The organism is Paenibacillus periandrae (assembly GCF_022458865.1).
Classification (GTDB): Bacteria; Bacillota; Bacilli; order Paenibacillales; family NBRC-103111; genus Paenibacillus_S; species Paenibacillus_S periandrae.
The window spans coordinates 57,611-76,105 of sequence record NZ_JAJNMU010000007.1 but is presented as its reverse complement, the minus strand read 5'-3'; the positions used below and the strand labels follow the sequence as shown (position 1 = coordinate 76,105).

General features: G+C 44.8%; 13 protein-coding genes and 2 pseudogenes. 12 read left to right on the top strand and 3 right to left on the bottom strand.

Annotation, left to right across the window (positions count from 1 at the left end; genetic code table 11):
* Positions 1–20 precede the first annotated feature (20 nt).
* From LRL21_RS12960 to LRL21_RS12930, 7 genes are all read left to right on the top strand, one after another.
* Positions 21–1,814 (top strand): cache domain-containing sensor histidine kinase, encoded by a 1,794-nt coding sequence (locus LRL21_RS12960; RefSeq protein ID WP_240416204.1) that lies wholly within the window; start codon positions 21–23, stop codon positions 1,812–1,814.
* A gap of 219 nt (positions 1,815–2,033) precedes the next feature.
* Positions 2,034–3,881 carry a cache domain-containing sensor histidine kinase gene (locus LRL21_RS12955; protein WP_240416203.1) on the top strand — a complete coding sequence of 616 codons (1,848 nt, stop codon included), beginning with the start codon at positions 2,034–2,036 and terminating at the stop codon, positions 3,879–3,881.
* Positions 3,881–5,389 (top strand): response regulator transcription factor, encoded by a 1,509-nt coding sequence (locus tag LRL21_RS12950; protein WP_240416442.1) that lies wholly within the window; start codon positions 3,881–3,883, stop codon positions 5,387–5,389. The genes LRL21_RS12955 and LRL21_RS12950 overlap by 1 nt, the downstream gene beginning before the upstream one ends.
* 66 nt (positions 5,390–5,455) lie before the next feature.
* Positions 5,456–6,760, top strand: coding sequence for an ABC transporter substrate-binding protein (locus LRL21_RS12945; protein WP_240416202.1), 1,305 nt, complete (start codon positions 5,456–5,458; stop codon positions 6,758–6,760).
* A 127-nt stretch (positions 6,761–6,887) separates the two neighbouring features.
* Positions 6,888–7,760 carry a carbohydrate ABC transporter permease gene (locus LRL21_RS12940; RefSeq protein WP_240416201.1) on the top strand — a complete coding sequence of 291 codons (873 nt, stop codon included), beginning with the start codon at positions 6,888–6,890 and terminating at the stop codon, positions 7,758–7,760.
* Position 7,761: 1 nt separating this feature from the next.
* Complete coding sequence (locus tag LRL21_RS12935) at positions 7,762–8,589, top strand: carbohydrate ABC transporter permease (RefSeq protein WP_240416200.1); 828 nt, start codon at positions 7,762–7,764, stop codon at positions 8,587–8,589.
* Between the two features lie 41 nt (positions 8,590–8,630).
* Positions 8,631–10,076, top strand: a complete 1,446-nt coding sequence (locus LRL21_RS12930) for a sulfatase family protein (RefSeq protein ID WP_240416441.1) — start codon at positions 8,631–8,633, stop codon at positions 10,074–10,076.
* A gap of 185 nt (positions 10,077–10,261) precedes the next feature.
* Here LRL21_RS12930 and LRL21_RS12925 read toward each other — a convergent pair whose 3' ends face one another.
* On the bottom strand, positions 10,262–11,239 hold the full coding sequence (locus LRL21_RS12925; RefSeq protein ID WP_240416199.1) for an AraC family transcriptional regulator: 978 nt from the start codon (positions 11,237–11,239) through the stop codon (positions 10,262–10,264).
* Positions 11,240–11,418: 179 nt separating this feature from the next.
* Between LRL21_RS12925 and LRL21_RS12920 the strand changes: the two genes are divergently transcribed.
* The 5 genes and pseudogenes from LRL21_RS12920 (at position 11,419) to LRL21_RS12900 (ending at position 17,577) form a co-directional block, all read left to right on the top strand.
* Complete coding sequence (locus LRL21_RS12920) at positions 11,419–14,217, top strand: alpha-L-rhamnosidase (RefSeq protein WP_240416198.1); 2,799 nt, start codon at positions 11,419–11,421, stop codon at positions 14,215–14,217.
* Between the two features lie 369 nt (positions 14,218–14,586).
* Positions 14,587–14,748, top strand: a pseudogene (locus tag LRL21_RS12915) (transposase); the annotation flags it as partial.
* Positions 14,749–14,841: 93 nt separating this feature from the next.
* Positions 14,842–15,027 (top strand): annotated as a pseudogene (locus LRL21_RS12910) (sulfite reductase); the annotation flags it as partial.
* A gap of 165 nt (positions 15,028–15,192) precedes the next feature.
* Positions 15,193–15,996: a VOC family protein gene (locus LRL21_RS12905; RefSeq protein WP_240416197.1), complete on the top strand. Its 804-nt coding sequence runs from the start codon at positions 15,193–15,195 to the stop codon at positions 15,994–15,996.
* A gap of 108 nt (positions 15,997–16,104) precedes the next feature.
* The gene (locus tag LRL21_RS12900) at positions 16,105–17,577 is read left to right on the top strand and encodes a flagellar hook assembly protein FlgD (protein WP_240416196.1); all 1,473 of its coding nucleotides are present in this window, start codon (positions 16,105–16,107) and stop codon (positions 17,575–17,577) included.
* Positions 17,578–17,614: 37 nt separating this feature from the next.
* Here LRL21_RS12900 and LRL21_RS12895 read toward each other — a convergent pair whose 3' ends face one another.
* Entirely contained in the window at positions 17,615–18,142 is a 528-nt protein-coding gene (locus LRL21_RS12895; RefSeq protein WP_240416195.1) for a sporulation membrane protein YtrI, read from the bottom strand.
* On the bottom strand, positions 18,112–18,444 hold the full coding sequence (locus tag LRL21_RS12890) for a YtrH family sporulation protein (RefSeq protein ID WP_240416194.1): 333 nt from the start codon (positions 18,442–18,444) through the stop codon (positions 18,112–18,114). The genes LRL21_RS12895 and LRL21_RS12890 overlap by 31 nt, the downstream gene beginning before the upstream one ends.
* Positions 18,445–18,495: the final 51 nt, after the last annotated feature.

Sequence of the window (18,495 nt, the reverse complement as noted above, 5' to 3'; positions counted from 1 at the left end):
CTGCACCAAGGAGGACAACAATGAGAAAGCTCGTTCAATGGTTGAATTACAGTCTGCAGCGCAAGCTGATGCTAAGTTATATTCTGGTCATTGTGATTCCTCTTGTTCTCACATCGTTCATCCTATATCAACGAGCGACACACATCGTGACTGATCAAACGGTAAAGTATAACAATAAAATGCTCCAGCTAATGAACGAAAAGATTGATAATCTCGTGACACAGATTGACCGAATCTCCTACTTTGTGTATTTGGATGATGTGCAGAGGCTTCTGAACAACATTCCGAAGGATCCGGTGGATAACGCCTCGTGGCAGATCGACATGAAGATTAAGCTGAATAGTTGGATTGGATTTTTAGGATTTAACGGCGGTGTTCGCGGCATAACCCTGCTTGATGAACAGGGAGTCTTCTTTAATTCGGAAAACACTGTTATTCAAAAAGGCTTCTCCACTGATCGGGCACGTTGGTACCAAGACGCGATCGAAGCAGATGGTGCAAAAGTGCTGCTCGGTCCCAAGGAACTGGGGGCGTATACAATTTACCCCAATTTGCGGAATGGGAGCCTAAATTTTGCTATCGCGCGCAAGGTTTATAATTTACAAAAGAATGATTCACTTGGGGTTCTAGTCATGGGAATTGAGATGTATGATATGCATGCAATTATGAGCGAACTGAATCTCGATAACAGCACAGGTCTGATGATCATAGATAAATCCAAGGAAATCATATATTCTCGTGGAATAGAGAGTCCGGAATTGCAGCTGAGCCGGATCATTACAGGGCTGTCACCCGGCAGTAGTTCAATTGTGCAGGAAGGAAACCATAGTTACCTTGTTAACATTTTCACATCAACGAGCACCGGCTGGAATTACATTACACTCACCAGTGCAGAAGTTCTTTCGTCCGACGCAAAAAAGCTGAGTGGCTTCATATTATTGATAGGTGTCTTCGCTTGTATTATGGCGGTTCTCATCTCTTTTATATTTGCTAAAAGAATTGTAACTCCCCTTAAGCGTCTGAAGAACTCGATGAAGAACATTGAAAAAAATAATTTTCATAGCAATATCCAGGTGACGGGCCATGATGAAGTTAGCCAACTGACCGTAAGCTTTAACCTAATGGTGTCAAGGATCAGAGAGCTTATTCATTCCGTATATCAGTCGGAGATCCAGGAGAAGGAAGCTCATATTATGGCTTTGCAGTCCCAAATCAATCCCCACTTTTTATACAACACGTTAGGCACAATCAATGCCATGGCGATGTTATCCGATAATGAGGATATCAGCAGGATGGTGGTCGCTTTGGGGGACATGTTTAAGTATGCAATGAAACAAAATGGAGGTTTTGCTACCATCCGTGAGGAGATGGAACACCTTGAAAACTATATAACCATTCAACAGTGCCGTTATGGGGATCGAATACAATTCTGCATGGACGTACCGGAAGCGTTAAAGGAACTCAGCATTATCCGCCTTGTTTTGCAGCCTCTGGTGGAGAATGCCATTCGTCATGGTTTGGATCCGCTGCCGGAGGGGGGGACAATATGGATCCATGGCGAATACGTCCTTGAAACCGTTCGTATTCATATTCGGGATAACGGTCGAGGTATTGATCCGGACAAGCTTATGGCAATTCAATCCAAGCTGCTCTCACGTTTGCAGGATGGGGCACACCGAAGCAATGAGAGTATCGGTATATACAATGTGAATGAGCGTTTTAAATTGTATTTCGGAGTTGAATATGGCATTTACATAACGAGTGAGCTCGGTCAGGGAACGACTGTGTCGCTCGTGTTTCCCGCAACTCAATAGAAAGAACAGGGCCATCTCTCAGGTTTGTTAGACCTTTGGGATAGGCCCTTTTCAAGTATTTCGATGAACTGCACGGTATTCTGCAGGACTCATTCTGAAAATGCTTTCTGAACGTGTTATCATGTAAACAGACTTTGCTTAACATGCTTAATCATACATTTTTAATGAGTTCGATCATTACTTATTTCACCGAATCCAATACAGGAGGAAGAACTTGCAATGATGAAATGGGCCAACTGGCGTCTGAAAAATAAAATTACCGCCACCATATCCGCTATTTTCTGTCTTAGCCTTATCGTCATCGGCACCTTAGTTTACTTCAAAATGGCAAAGGACTATGAACACCGGACTCATAATCTAATGGACACCACCATCCGTCAGATGAATATTACCATTGATGTCCACATGCAGAATATCGAAAGATTATCCGTATCCATTCTAAGTGATCCCATCATACAAAGAGTGTTGAGAAAACCGTCGGAAATCGGGCCACAGGATGATAACAATGAAATGAACTACCGAATGTTGCTGCTATCTTCACCATGGCCCTATATCCAGAGGGTAAACATCTTCTCCGAAGACGGTCGAGTATTCAATTTATCGCGCGGCGATGGTCTCAGGTCCGATTTCTCTGTCAAAGAAGAGCCATGGTACGATATGATGTCAAGCACTAGCGCTCCTGTTCTGCTATACGTGCCGACGGGACAGGAAACAACATCGATTCTGAACCCAAAGATTGTTTTTTCATTAGTTCGCCCTATCAATGATGTGGAGACCGGGAAACGTCTGGCATTTATGAAAATCGATTTGCAGACTGAGCTTTTTCAAGCCATCACGGGAGATAATTCACAGTTAGATCAACAGATGACACCAAGGTACATGGTTCTTCAAGACCAGAATGTGATGTTTGATAGTCAAAATCGGCTCACAGGAAAGAAGCTGGAGATCGATGTGTTTCAGAGCTTTAATGAAAAATCAGGTCTATTGGTTTGGGGCGGAGAGCGGAATTTATTTTCTACCATCGAATCGTCCAACACGCATTGGAAGACGGTATCCATTTTGCCCTATGCAGAATCCGTCAAGGAATCGATAAAAATAAGAAACCTTCTGATTTGGCTGGGTATTTCCTTCCTGATCCTAATCGTGATATTTTCTTATTATCTTGCCTCAAGAATTGTGCGACCGTTATCCAGAGTCATGGTAACGATGAAACGGGTTGAGATGGGGGATTTTAAAGTACGCTTATATGATAGAGGCAATCGAGATGAAATTGGACAACTTTCCCGCATTTTCAACATGATGCTGGAAAGCGTGGATGATCTGATCCATCGAGTGTATCAGGCAGAGCTTCGGGAAAAGGATTCGCAGCTTCAAGCGCTACAGGCCCAAATAAACCCTCATATGCTGTTTAACACTCTAAATCTAATGAAAGCGCTTTGTCGTAAACGAGATATCCCGGATGTGGCGTTGATGGCCGAATCCTTGGCCGACTTGTTTCGGTATTGTCTGCAAAATTGGAAAAGAACGGTGACATTGAGCGAAGAGTTGGAGCATATCCGAAATTATATGCGCATTCAGGAGCTGCGTTTTCCTAATAAATTGGAGTACCGTTGTGACGTTCCCGAGTCGATGATGCATTCTCAGGTTGTCCGGCTTTCCATCCAACCTCTAGTAGAGAATGCGGTGATTTACGGGGTTGAACAATGTTTGGACAGATGTACGGTTGAAGTTACGGCTCAACAAGGGACAATTTGGAGCGAAAACGATCAACAAAACATAAAAACGGTTGTCATTTCAGTTACAGATACCGGGCCGGGCATTACGAAAGATCGATTGGATCGGATTAGGCGTCATCTCGCTGATAACGGAAATGATCATTTGGATGCACCTGATAACGAAGGCGGCAAAATCGGCATCGGCCTAATTAATGTACAAAAGAGGCTGCAGCTGCTATTTGGGAATACGTTCGGACTTCGCATCCAAAGCGACCCGGGCATCGGGACACGGGTTGATTTAACGGTCCCTTTTTCGGCATCAATATTTAACGGGGAGGATCAGGCAGAGTGATGAATATTTTAGTTGCGGAAGATGAAGTAATGGCCTTGGAAGAAATCGAATACCTGCTTCAGGCATACAAGACCAGGCATTCCGTTTATACGGCTCAAAATGCCTTTATGATTTTGGAACTGTGCCAAAAAGTTCGGCCGGATGTTCTCATTACCGATATTCGAATGCCCCAAATGGACGGGCTGGAGCTAATCGGAGCCTTAAAGAAAAATTTCCCTGATATGGAGGCAATCATCATAAGCGGCTATGACGATTTCTCCTTCGCTCGCAAAGGAATGCAGTTAGGCGTAAAGGAGTATTTGCTGAAACCGCTCAAAGAAAAAGCTCTTCATCATGCAGTGGATAAAGTCCTCTTTGAGCTTCAAGAAGAAAGGGTAAAGAAGCGGAAGCTGAGCGATTGGACACTTATCAGAGAACTGCTTGGACAAGGAAATGACATGTCGGAATATTTGGTGGGCGAGTCCTGCGGCATTGTGATGTCTTTTTTGGGGAATGAAGGTAACTTGGACGTATGGGATCCTACCTTGCAAATACAAGTCGATGATATAAAGGGGCTTCCTTCCGAAACCTGCATCGTGTACCCCGATTCCAAAAGGCAATGTGTGATTGTACCGTGCCAGTCTAAAGATGCTATCGTCCATCAACTTGGTGGCTGGGCGAGAAAAATTCATGAGGCCATTCTGTGCCAGCGCTGCGCCGTTCATACGACTTATTTCATAAAGGAAAGCGGCGAGACTTTTCATTCTGCCTATGCGTTGGGACTACAGAGAATTGAACGTCAAATGAAACTGGATTCCAGTACGATTACGGACGGTTATTCCAAGAATACCAATCCCGATCTCTCGCGAACCTGGGAAAAAGTAAGAGTGTTGGAAATCTACTTATCCAAGAGAGAACTGCAAAAAGTCCGTCCTGAAATCGATAAAATTATGGGTGAGTTGAAGATCCTACAGTTAACCGTAAAGGAATTGATTATCTTCATTACGGATATGCTCACAGCCTTGCAATATAATTTGACCAAGTCTCTGAGCAAGAAAATTGTAGAGATTGACGAGATTGCAGTGTCCATCAAAAAAATGTCCTCATACGAGGAGTTGGGTGAATGGCTTCAGCAACAGCTATTTGTGTATGTGAACAAACTGGGAACGAACAACTTGGATGCGAGAGAGCTTGTGCAGATGCTGATGCATCAAATCAAACATGACTTTGAAGCACCTGATTCCCTGCAGCAATTTGCCAAAGAGCATCATGTAAGTGTAGGCTATTTGTCCAGAATGTTCAAAACGGTACTTGGTATCAATTTCTCCGACTATTTGTTGGAGATTCGCATGGAACGAGCCATGGCTCTGCTGGGTATTGGAACGCTGAGCCTGGCAGAAGTGAGTCATCGCGCAGGTTATGACGATCCCAAGTATTTTAGTCAATTGTTTAAGAAGACCTACGGTATAACACCGAGCGAGTATGGCAAACAGAAAAAAAATTCCCCCCAGATCGGAAAAAAATTATGACTTCAATAAATTGAGTAATCTTTAAAATAAAGATGTGTTCAAGAAAAAAGGGAGGCTAGCTAGAGAATGAGAAAATTACAACGTTTCAAAAAAACTGCAATGCTCTCGATCGTGACGGCTTTGACTTTAACGGCAACTGCATGTGGTGGATCAGGTGAGCCGGGGGCTGGATCTGAAAAGGATACTGCAACGGCCGGCAAAAAGAGTGAGCCGGTTACCTTGAAAATGTATATGGCCAATACTTCGGATACAGCTTATATGCCGGAGGTGAACCGCAAATTCGAAGAGAAAAATCCGGGTATCAAGATCGAGCTGCAAACCGCCCCGGTCGACCAATTTCAAACCGTTATCAAAACGAAGCTGGCTTCGGGAGATGCACCGGATATTTTTACCGTATTTGCCGGTACCAAAAAAGACTCCTTTGTGAAAGCTGGCTATCTCATGGATTTAAGTGACCAACCATGGGTTAGTCGGTTAACGGATGCAGCCAAAGAAGTTTCCAGTAAGGACGGTAAAGTGTATGGCTTCCCCAATAGACAAAATACGATCGGTGTCATTTATAACAAAAAAATATTTAAGGATTTAGGCTTAGCCGTCCCGACCAATTGGGATGAATTTCTTGCTGCATGCCAAAAAATCAAGGATGGCGGCATCATTCCGCTTGGTCTTGGGTTAAAGGATCAATTCGTTACCCAACTGATCCCGTACGCGATGGCCCCTTCCGCAATTTATCGTGACGATCCGAACTTCGACAAGAACATGTACGCAGGCAAGCAAACGTTTACAGGATCGCCTTGGGAACAAATGATGCAAGATTATATCGGACTGAACGAGAAGGGTTATTTCAACAAAGATTCATTGGGCACTTCCAATGACCAGGTGCAACAAATGGTCTCCGCGGAGAAGATAGCCATGACGGTTACGCTGCATGGCAGGATTGCCGCGATAAAAGAGGCAAATCCGAATATTGAGCTCGGAATGTTCCCGCTCCCTTATGTGAAAGCGGGTGAGAAAATTTGGGTTTCGTCATTGCCTACGATATATGGTGCGATTTACGCAAAGACGAAGCATCCTGTAGAAGCAAAGAAATATTTTGAGTTTTTGGCAGCCCCAGATATTGCCCAAACCATTCTGACTTCAGTAAACTCTTTCTCTGTATTTAAAGATGTGAACGCCGATCTGGACCCTGCTGTGAAAGATATGGCCGATGGACTGAAAGTCGGAAGCTACTCTTTCCTTGATGCCGTATGGCCGAGTACGGTTCAACCTGTTATGTTCCAGCAGATCCAGAACGTCTTTGCAGGCCGGAAAATCTCAGATATGATATCCACCATGGATAAAGCCTTCAAAGATGGGGCAACTCAGCAATAATGCGATGGACTAAGCGGGGCCGGGCGCAGATTTGTGCCCGGTATTTTTACGGGGAGAAGCAGAACCATACAAAAAATGAACGAGAAAACAGGAGAAAATCACTTTATAGTGGGAGGTGGAAATACGCTTGAGAAGATATTGGGTTGATGGAACGTTTATTCTCCCGGCATTTGTTGTCTTCACTGTGTTTCTGGTCATCCCGGTCCTTAGCAGTTTTTATTACAGCTTGACGGATTGGAACGGGTTGAATCCGGATACTCATTTTATCGGATTTAGCAATTATACCAAGCTGTTGACCGATACGGATGTTTGGAACGCGATTAAAAATACGTTAACTATTGCCATTTGCCTTACGGTGGTGAAGAACGCTTTGGGACTGACTCTGGCCCTCGGACTCCAGGGGACGGGGAGAATCCATCGAATATTGCGGGTCTGGTACTTGATTCCGGTTATGCTAAGCGCCCTAGCAATAGGATATATCTGGGCTTATATGTACAGTCCGTCCGACGGCGTAATCAATACGCTGCTCAGAATGCTCGATCTGGACGGTATCGCCCAAGACTGGCTTGGCAACAGCAGTCTTGCCATCTATAGCATCATATTTGTCAGTGTTTGGCATTTTGTCGGGTTTACCATGATTATTTATGTCGCCGGGCTTCAGTCGGTCCCCGCCGATGTCTATGAAGCGGCATTTCTCGATGGCGCAGGAAGATGGAGCATGTTCAAGAATGTCACGTTTCCGCTCATTGCCCCATCCTTCACAGTGAATATTATTGTCAACATGATAGTAGGCATCAAAATTTTCGATACGATCTTTGTCATGACGAACGGTGGACCGGGCACTTCGACGGAGAACCTTTCCATTCTGCTGTATCGTCAGGCGTTCAGCTTTGACCGAATGGGGTATGCGAGCGCGATTGCAGTCGTAATGTTTGTGACCATCCTGATCTTCTCGATTGTGCAAATCACCGTGCTTAGAAAAAGGGAGGTCGATTACTAACATGGCTCTCCACAATCGAAACAGCTTCTTGATCTGGTTCATCCTGGCCCTATGGGCAATCGTTGTGTTGATTCCGATCCTGATCGTTGTATTCGCCGCACTCAAGGCACCTTCAGAATTAGCGCAGGGTCCTTTGAGTATTCCGGCCTCCTTCGAGTGGTCAAATTTTGTTGCCGCCTGGAACAAAGGTATGATGGCGAACTCGATGATAAACAGCATCGCGATTGCCGGTTCTTCCGTTATTCTGATTATCCTGTTCAGTTCCGCAGCGGCCTACCCGCTGTCCCGTCGGAAGAAGAAATGGGCAACGATCACGTTCCTGTATTTCCTTTCCGGCATGATGATTCCGTTTCAAATGACCATGATCCCTTTATACAAGCTCTTAAGCCAGTTGAACTTGATTGGCAAATATCCGGGGCCCATTTTTATTTACATTGCCCTTGGCCTGCCATTCTCCATTTTTTTGTATTCGGCATTTTTCAAGACCATTCCGCAAGAAATCGAGGAATCGGCTTTGATCGACGGATGCGGCCCTTATCGCACGTTTTGGTCGATTCTGTTTCCTTTGCTGAAACCGGTCACTTCGACATTATTAATCATGAACACACTGACCATATGGAACGATTTTTTCGTTCCGCTGCTCTTTTTGCAAGGCAAAAGTGCCAGGACGATTCCACTCTCCATCTATTCCTTCACAGGAGAATTCGTAAATCAGTGGAATTTGATTTTTGCCGCGGTTTTCATCGGGTCGCTACCTCTCGTTCTCCTGTTTCTAGTGTTGCAAAAACAATTCATTCAAGGAATGTCGAGCGGAGCGGTCAAAGGATAGGTGGCTGAACGCTATTTGACAGGGGAGTGAAATCTTTGAAAATGCGACCGAATATACTTCTGATTGTTTCCGATCAACATCGGTACGACTGTGTAGGCAGCAGCAAGATCTATCCGGTCAAGACGCCTCATCTCGATCGTTTGGCAGCTGAAGGCATGCGTTTTTCCCAAGCATACACGCCCATTCCGCTATGCTGTCCCGCACGCCAGTCGTTCTTAAGCGGGAGGCGGCCGGAAAGCTTCGGCGCGATATGCAACTATGATTTCTTGCCGGTCAAAGGATTGGAACCGGACCATTATGCATGGCCGAAAGATTTGAAGGAGGCTGGATACCACAATGCGTACGCCGGGAAGTGGCATGTTCATCCTCAATATGATCCGACATCGTATGGATATGATGAATATTTTGGAGATCAGGATTATAAACGAATCCGACAAGAAAAATATCCGAATGTGAACTTGTTTGCGAATGGGTTTGAAGGGACGACCGATCCGGCCGATTTGGAGGATACTCAAACCTATGTTACGGCAAGAAAAGTTAGTGAATGGATGGATCGATATACCGAGGAGGGCGTTCCTTGGCATATCCGTCTGGATTTCAACGAACCGCATTTACCTTGCTGTCCGGCGGAGCCCTTCGCTTCTTCGGTAAAAGCGGAGGACATTCCGGTATGGGGAAGTTTTGATGAGGATTTCCGGAATAAACCGTATATCCAGCAGCAACAGTTGATCAATTGGAACGTTGAAAACTATACCTGGGAGGATTGGGCCCCGGTTGTTGCCCGATATTATGCAGTAATTGCGCAAATGGATGATTCGATCGGACGCGTATTGGCTCACTTGGATAAACTGGGAATCGCTGAAGACACGCTGGTCATCTACACGTCGGATCATGGAGATATGTGCGGCGGCCACCGAATGATGGATAAGCACTACATCATGTACGACGATGTGGTAAAAGTGCCACTCCTTGTTCGTTGGCCGGGAACTATTCGTCCGGGTAGCGAATGTAATCGATTCGTACACCACTTCCTCGATCTCCCCCCGACTCTGTTGGAGGCTACCGGTCAGCTGATTCCGGAATTTTTCCACGGACGTTCGCTAATGCCATTATGGAAAGAGCAGAACGTTGACGATTGGAGGGAAGAAGCAGTCTCCACCTATAACGGTCAACAATTCGGGCTTTTTACCCAACGGATGATCCGAACATACCGCTGGAAATATGTTTGGAATCCGACGGACGTAGATGAGTTGTACGATTTGGAGCAAGATCCTCATGAGCTGCGCAATGCGGTCGGGAAAGAGCAGCATGCAGAGACGATCAAACAGTTGCGTTACCGTTTATATGTAGAGCTGGAGAAAACGGATGACCCGATTATCGTTGGAAATGGATGGATGCAAGCACAATTGACAGGACAACCCTTACAGCAGCAATTGAATGATATGATTCAGTGGTTTAAGGCTGGAAAGCCCAAATCACCACAGTAACTGGCTGTTTGTGTATAGATTGACTACAAAACGCAAAAAGACACTCCCCATTAAGATCATGAATGTTTAAAATTTTTAAGAGGCTTCGGCGGATTCTGTCTTAACGGAGAATCCCTGGGCCTCATTTTTTAAATCCAATATTCTATGGAGGCGATCAGGCCATATTAGTTTGGGTCAGGCCCTTTTCAAGTATTTCGATGAACTGCACGGTATTCTGCAGGACTCATCTGAAAATGCTTTCTGAAATTTTTATAGAAAAAATGAATGTTTTTGTATCCGATATGTTCTGAAATCTGGGCGATATTAAGATCTGTGTTTTTTAGCAGCAAGCATGCCTTTTTTAGCTTAATATTCTGAATGACTTTGATAAAGCTCTGTCCGAAATAGTCTTTAATTACTTTGCTTAAATAATTCGGATGAAAATGAAAGTGCTCTGCTGCTGAAGTCAGGTTTATCGTTTGATAATTGATCTCCATGTAATGAAGGATATCCGCCATTTTTACAGTTTTCTTGCCGCTATCGATTTCGTTATCGTACTTGGTATCCTTATAGAGACGCAGCAATTCAGTGAAAAGCAGCCCCAAGTAACTATTTATTGCTTCTTCGGAACAAATGTTTGAACTATAGTATTCACAGATCAGTTCAGTCATGAAATATCGAACTTTGGAGTTGCCTTCTGACGGAAATATCATGTACTCACTTTGTTCTTGGCTTTTATATACGGCATTTACAAAAAATTCGGTGAGCAAATTGTTTCCCGCTAAGCTGTGGATTAAATGACTGTCATAATAGCTTTTTCTCATCAAGCAATTAATGATAATATCGTTCTCACTGGTTGCTTCGATGGAATGGACAACATTAGTATCTAAAATAATAAGTTGACCTTCCGACAAAGTTATCCTTTTGTTATTTATCGTTTGAGTAAGAGCTCCAGCATAGACATAACTCATTTCAATGAATTCATGGCGATGTTCTTGAACAATAGCAAATCGGGGATGTTTGTTCATGACGATGTGCTGGTCTGTTTTAAAAAAGTAGCTTTCGCTAATTTTTTTGTCGGCAGATATGTCACCGGGATGCTGCAGCAGCCAAGGCTGTCCCCAATGTTTGCGTTCCAATTCATCAATACTCCAGAGGAATGGAGCCACTTCCTGTATGTCCACAAAATCTCTCCTTGCGTACGAATGTTTGATATGGTTAATAAATAGGCTTGGTATGGATATTTGAATGAAGTTTAGACTATCGTATCATAAGGATATATCAGAAAAAAAGTCTATATTTGATTCGGATAATAATGCTGCTAACATTTGTTGAAAACGGATTAATGAGGAGGATAAGCAATATGGCACTGGAGGATTTAGAGGTAGGACAGCTTTTATTCGAGTCAATGGTAAACCCGGTCGGAATCGATATTCTGGTCCCGCGGTTTAGCTGGCAATTGAAATCAGTCAGGCGAGGGGTGCTTCAAGCGGCTTATCGCATCATGGTTGCCGATACTGAAGAAAAACTATTGCAAGGTACCGGCCTCATTTGGGATTCAGGTAAAGTTCAATCGGACGAATCGGTATTTTGCGTTTATGAGGGCGAACAATTAACATCCAGAAAAAGGTATTACTGGCGTGTGAAGGTATGGGACCAGACAGGGGCAGAATCGGTATGGAGCATGGTAGCTTATTGGGAAATGGGGCTCATGCAGCGGGAAGATTGGAAAGCGCTGTGGATCGAGCCCAAACAAGAGCCTGTAGTCGAGGACTCTATATTAAGCTTACGTGAAGCCTTGCAATACAACGAACCGACGGATACGTCCATTTTGCACCCATGTCCTTTGCTGCGAAAATCATTTTTTATTCCATCCAATTTACGCAAGGCAAGACTTTATGCAACAGCTCACGGCACTTATGTGTTCCAAATTAATGGACAAAAAGTAGGCAACCAGGAACTTGCGCCCGAGTTCACATCTTACGATCGATATCTTCAATATCAAACTTACGAAGTAACAGATCTGGTGAAGAAGGGTGCAAATGCTCTAGGTGCTATTTTGTCGGATGGCTGGTATGCCGGACGAATTGGTCTCTCCGGAAACAGCTGCCAATATGGCGATAGGCTAGGTCTGTTGTTCCAACTGGAACTCGAATACGAAGACGGAATACAGGAGATAATCGTTTCCGATAGCCATGTTAAATCATCATTCAGTCATATCCTTTATTCAGATCAGTTCATTGGTGAAAAAGTGGACGCCAGACTGATGAAGGATGGTTGGGCACTACCGGATTACGACGATTCCAGTTGGGATCATGTTGACGTAGCACATTTTGATATCTCCAATTTAGTGGCACATTATGGTGAGCCCGTTCGTGTTGTTGAAAAACTTCCTGTTGTTCAAGTGATAACGACTCCTAAAGGAGAAACGGTAGTCGATTTTGGGCAAGTGATGGCGGGGCGTGTTTCCATGAGTGTAACAGGGCCGGCAGGCACCGAAATTATACTGGAACATACCGAAGTGTTGGATGAACAAGGGAATTTTCTCAACAATATTATGGGAAGGCATAAAGATCAAAAGGATATCTATATTCTTCGCGGAGGTGAACCTGAATCGTTTGAACCCAGCTTCACTTTTCACGGGTTCCGCTATGTGAAGGTTACAGGATATCCGGGGATCGTTCTGCCTGAACACTTTACGGCTATTGTACTGTCTTCAGATATGAGATATACGGGCTCTTTTGAATGTTCTGATGAGAGAATTAATCGTTTACAGCAAAACATTGTATGGAGTCAGAAATCGAATATGCTGTCGATACCCATGGATTGTCCGCAAAGGGAGCGTGCCGGTTGGTCTGGAGATATTCAAGTATTCGTACCCACCGCGGCATTCAATATGGACGTGCACGTATTTTTAACACGGTGGCTCGGTAATCTTGCGCTTGAACAACTGCCAAATGGAGAGATACCGAATGGAGCTCCTTACCATAAAAGTTTTCGATATATAGACCATACGTTGATGGGAAAAGATTCTTCAGCAGGTTGGGGAGATGCCATTATTATCGTCCCATGGGCTTTATTTCAAGCTTATGGCGATATTCAAGTGCTTGAGGAATTTTATGATTCCATGGTTCGTTGGATCAGTTATGTTCGCCGGACAGCGGAAGATGAGATGCCGGACAACTATGAACAAATGGATGATGAGCAAAAGGAAAGACAGAAGTATCTATGGAATACCGGATATCATTTTGGCGACTGGTTGTTCCCGAGTGCCGCCACTCCAACGGAGAGCGCCATGATGACAAAAGAAGTTGTATCGACATCTTTCTTTGCTTATTCTACGTTGCTCCTTTCTAAAATTGCCGCCATACTAGGCAGACACTCAGACGCAGAGGAGTATTCGGTGCTGAATGGGCATATTCGGAATGCATTTTCAGAAGAATACCTTAATGATGAAGGGATGCTGACGGCACATTATCAAGGTGCATATGTGTTGGCGCTCCAGTTTGAACTTGTTCCGGAAGAGGTTCGCAGCAAAGTTGTGGATCAATTGGTTGGCCTTATAGAAGTTAATGGCTATCGGCTTGATACGGGATTCGTTTCCGTTCCTTTCTTATTGGACGTTCTCTGTAAATATGGCAAACGAGAAATTGCATATAAGCTATTATTTCAAACAGAATGTCCATCATGGCTGTATGAAGTGGAACGAGGCGCGACTACCATTTGGGAATCCTGGAGCGCAATCCAACCAGATGGCAAAGTTTCTTCCATGTCCTTTAATCATTATGCGTTTGGTTGCGTTGGCGATTGGCTTTACCGTGAAATTGGGGGTCTCCAAAAAGAGCAAGTGAGTTATAAGAAAATTAACATCCAGCCGGCTGTTGATTGTGGGTTGTCTTATGCATCGGCGAAATATGAATCCCGGTACGGGACTATTGTTTCAGGTTGGAGCAAACAGGGGCGGCAGTTCACCGTTGAAGTCATTATACCGACGAATACAACGGGTACTGTAATGCTTCCAAATGCAAATCTTGAAAATGTGAAGGAATCAGGTAGTCCATTAAGAGAGACCTTAGGGTTTATTTCATTTCAGCAAATGGATTTGGGTGTATCTGTTCTGCTCGGGAGTGGGAACTATAGATTTACTTATTCTCTAGAATAATCTTCACAACCTTCAGGCTCTTCGTCGTCTTCGGCTTCAACAAGGGGAGAGAAGGTGTGGAAGGCTGGCCAAGTGTGTTCATGGTCACTATTATTGCTTGATAAGTATTGGATATTTCGTCGCGATTCAACTGGAAGTACGACAACTAACCTCATAAACTAAATCTCTATTTACTAAAAATAAGGATGAGCATAATGTTCATCCTTATTTTAATAATATCAATTTGTCAAATTAACATTTTATATAATCATTAAAAATCCCATCATCTATCGTTCAGAATTCTATCGATATAATATCCTCCAGCTACAATGTTGAAGTAAAGATGGAGTCGTGCGACCAACACAGATCAAATTCGATCTTGGCAAAATGTTCAAGAAGCGGATAAAACGCATGCCCGTTATTGAACACAAGAATGCTGAAATGATAAGATTCCTCGGTGTGGACCCAGCCAAATACCGTGGGCTGTTTGTCATGCGAATACAGGCTCACCTCACCGCATTCGTCGCTAATGTGAAACGGATGGTTAGTTGATAGAGAAAAGCAGCCCGCTCTCACTGGTTTATTAGCCAGCTGCATGATCGACTGTGATGGGAGTTCGATCGTGCCCCTCCTTATTATTTCGAGTTTGCGGGTGAGAGAATGAGCAAGCTTTATCGGGAAAGCCTGAATGAAGCGGAGCTTCTGGGAGAGTTAACACCTATCATCCACAGATATGCCAATGAACGATGTCCGGGCGAGCATTTCGGTGATTTTGTCATTCGAACCGGTTATGTTAGAGAAGTCCGTTCTGGACTGGATTTCCATGATTGAATGCTTGCCGTTATCGGAAATGTATAAATTCTGAAATATACATTGCTGAATATGGATAAATAATGTAAAAATTAGGATAGATTAGATTGAAGCAAATAGTGATATGGCTTGTTATGGAGTAATCGATTATTGATAAATTATAGAAAATAAATGGAGCGTGGACATATGATCACTCATTTTGCAGGACTGCAATTAAACACAGTTTCCAAGCTTGCCGTGAAGCAGTTTTATCAGGATCAACTGCAATTTCCCGTTGTGTTCGAATCGGAAACGGCCATTACTTTCCAACCGACCGCTGATTTCGCATTAACATTCACGGAAGCTTTTGAGCCGATAGCCCCAGCCCATATTGCATTCGAGGTGCCTTATTCTGAATTTGAGGCCAGTGCTGCCTTTGTCAGGAGTGCTGGAATTTCTCTATTAAAATGGCCTGCAGGGCACGAAATTGATGAGTTTGAGACAGGTAGCAATATTTATTTCCGTGACGGCGACGGTAATTTATTAGAAATCATAACCCATTCCTATGTGAAAGAAGGTGTGCTGGCTCCCTGTGGGCCCCTTAAAGTGATGTATCTCCGTGAAATTGGTTTTCCCGTTGACGATGTCATTGGGTTTCGAGAATGGCTGAAGAGCACCTTGCATTTAAAAACGATCAAGGAGCAAGACAACTTTAACTTTGTTATCGGAGGTACAGCGCATACGATTGTCACTTCAACCCAAAGGCGTTGGATTCCCATTGCGATGATCGCACTGCCACCTCGCATGACCGTAAGCTTGGGGGTGTCGGATTCCAGATTCATTGAACAGGTTCGTACCACGTTGGAGGAGCAGGGGATAGTCAGCCATACGAATGCAGGGCATGATGAGGAACTGAGCTTTAGCTTCAATGGATACAGGCTTCGTCTCGTTGTGACAGCATTTCCAGAGGAAACCGCTGCCTTGTTAAACTTGCCATTAGCAAGGAAATAGATCGGCAGACTGGTAAATATAGTCTCAATGGTGATCTCTCATTTAGAAACCTTTCTCTTGATCGGTGCGTCTTAGATAATGACCAACAAATTCGAGAGGAGGATGCTGATGAAATCGTATTTTTTTATAAAAATATCATTAAGGGTTGTGCTGCTGCTGTTATTGGCTTTGTCTTGGCTCCCTCAGTACGCGCTAGCAGTGGACTCGACTTCGACAGGCATGAAGCTTCCCCAAGCACTCAACCTGAAGGATAAGGCTACTCCGGTTTACGATGCCATCAATGGTTTGAAGCTTTATGAAGCAGCCCCGCAAAAGGTACAAGTGACTGGAGCAGAGGATGGATGGGACCGGAAGCTGCTAAGCACGCATGACGAGGCCTGGTTTCGAATCCAGACGACTGACGGTGATCGTTGGGTTCATGTGCAAAGCCCGGAAATGGACGATACTGATTATCAGTATATAGCCCTTACGGGAAGTGAGCATCTGTATGATCAACGATCCGGAGGTGCTCGCAGCCTTGGAACCATTTCACCACAGGTGGTGCGATCCATTTATTCGGATCAAGGCTATTACCGTATCCAGACCTGGATGGGCTACAAGTGGATTCATCCTGAGCAGCCGATATTTAACGATGTGAATGCAGAGGGCAGCAACAGCTCGGGATGGTCAGCACCGTTAAGGACGATCACGCCGATGTTCAATGCACCGGATTTAGGCAGTGAGGTCGTGGGATGGCTGCAGCCGCAGTGGGTACAAAGTAAAATAACGCTGTACAAGGAATGGTATTATATCGACACCTGGGAAGGAAAACGGTGGGTCCACACGAACACTGGCTACCCCAAGGATTTGCAAAAGAAAGATACCCGTGTGACGCTCAAAGCTTCGGTGAATGTGTATGAGCATCCTGATCGAAGAGCCCGGGTGTTGGGCACACTGGCACCGCAGACAGTCGAAGCTTTCGAGCACGGCAGCGGCTGGCATCACATTCATAGTGAGTGTCTTGGGGACGTATGGGTCTATCAAGCTGCATCCGACTATGATCCAGACACTTATTTACCTCCTGCTACTATCGAACCCAAGCTCATCCCGGTGGATTGGACGATGGTTGAATCTGTCATTGGCACCAGACGGAGCAATTATCCATTTGATTTGACGGCTATCGTATCGAATGGCGAGAAAACTGATCCTGAAGCTGCCTTTACGTCCGATCAACCGGCCACGATTCACTTTAACGTAAAAAATGTAAGTCCAGATCAGCTCACCCTGGACGCATCTACTTCTTTTGAAATCCAAATCTTACGTCAAAGCGAAAATGATGACGGTATAAAGCCGCAGCTCGTTTGGTCGGGAACGCTTGAGGCTCCGAAGGGGCTGTTTAACAGCGGGTCCAGCGCGGGTATATCCTTCAATTGGGATCAAAAGGATGCGGCTGGCAAGCAGGTACCCTTTGGACTGTATAGTGTGCAAATCAAGCTGCCGATGACCATCAGCTACATGATTAACAACACGACAGCCACTCAACATCAGGAAGCGAGCTCGGCCATCCTTACCCACTTTCCACTGCGTATTGGTGCTCCTTGAGTGTGGCTAAGCTGTTCGCAGTTGAGCCCTCTTTTACTTACCCAGGACTGCGCTTGGCTTCCTTGGCGGTAACCCACACCTTCAGCTCTGTTTGAAGCAGCAGCATGGTTGTAATATTAACCGTATAGTCCTTGTCCATAATTGCATGATAAGTTTTCTGAGCAATCAGTGACCGGTAAAGCTGGGGTGATTCGGCGATACTGCTGATTTTTTGACCTTTAATAATGTTCAGGTCATTGCGGATTCGTCGCTCCAGCTCTTGCTCGGTCAGCTTGTCGAAGGGCTGGATTTCGCTCGATTCGACAATCACATCAAGACGATTAATTCGATTTTGTTGAGTTTTGCTGATCCGATAGGAATTATTGTCCTGAATCAGCTGTTCGTTCTCCGCCCGCAGCTCACGATTTTCCAGGAGCGTGGCATTCAGGTGGTGATGATAAATGCTTACAAATACCGCGCAACCGATGATCGCTCCCGCCGCTAGCAAGCCAGCAGCCTGCAGCAGGCCAGTAAATTGTTCAAAAGGCGGCACCCTCAACTGCTGCTGCCTCCCTTGCAAATCCATTGAATCAGCGAGGTTCCGACCTGTGCCCCGATAAACGCGAACACAATATACAAAATTTGCTTGATGGCCGGGGATATATAGCCCTCGGTCAAATTGCTTTCAATGACCCGGATCGGATCGATGGTTCCTCCTACAGCAGCTACGACCGCCCAGATTTTGATCTGTTCCGAAATCAGCAGCATTCTCGTCGTTGGCGGTTCCATGATCAGAACAGCCCCGATACCCCCGAGCATTGTACCCCCGAGCACAACTCCGAACGCAATAAACCAATCCATTGCACATTTGGTTAAAAAGCTTGTCATCGTTTCTATCACCCTCTTCATCTTCGAAGCTTGTTCTCCTATTGTAAATTG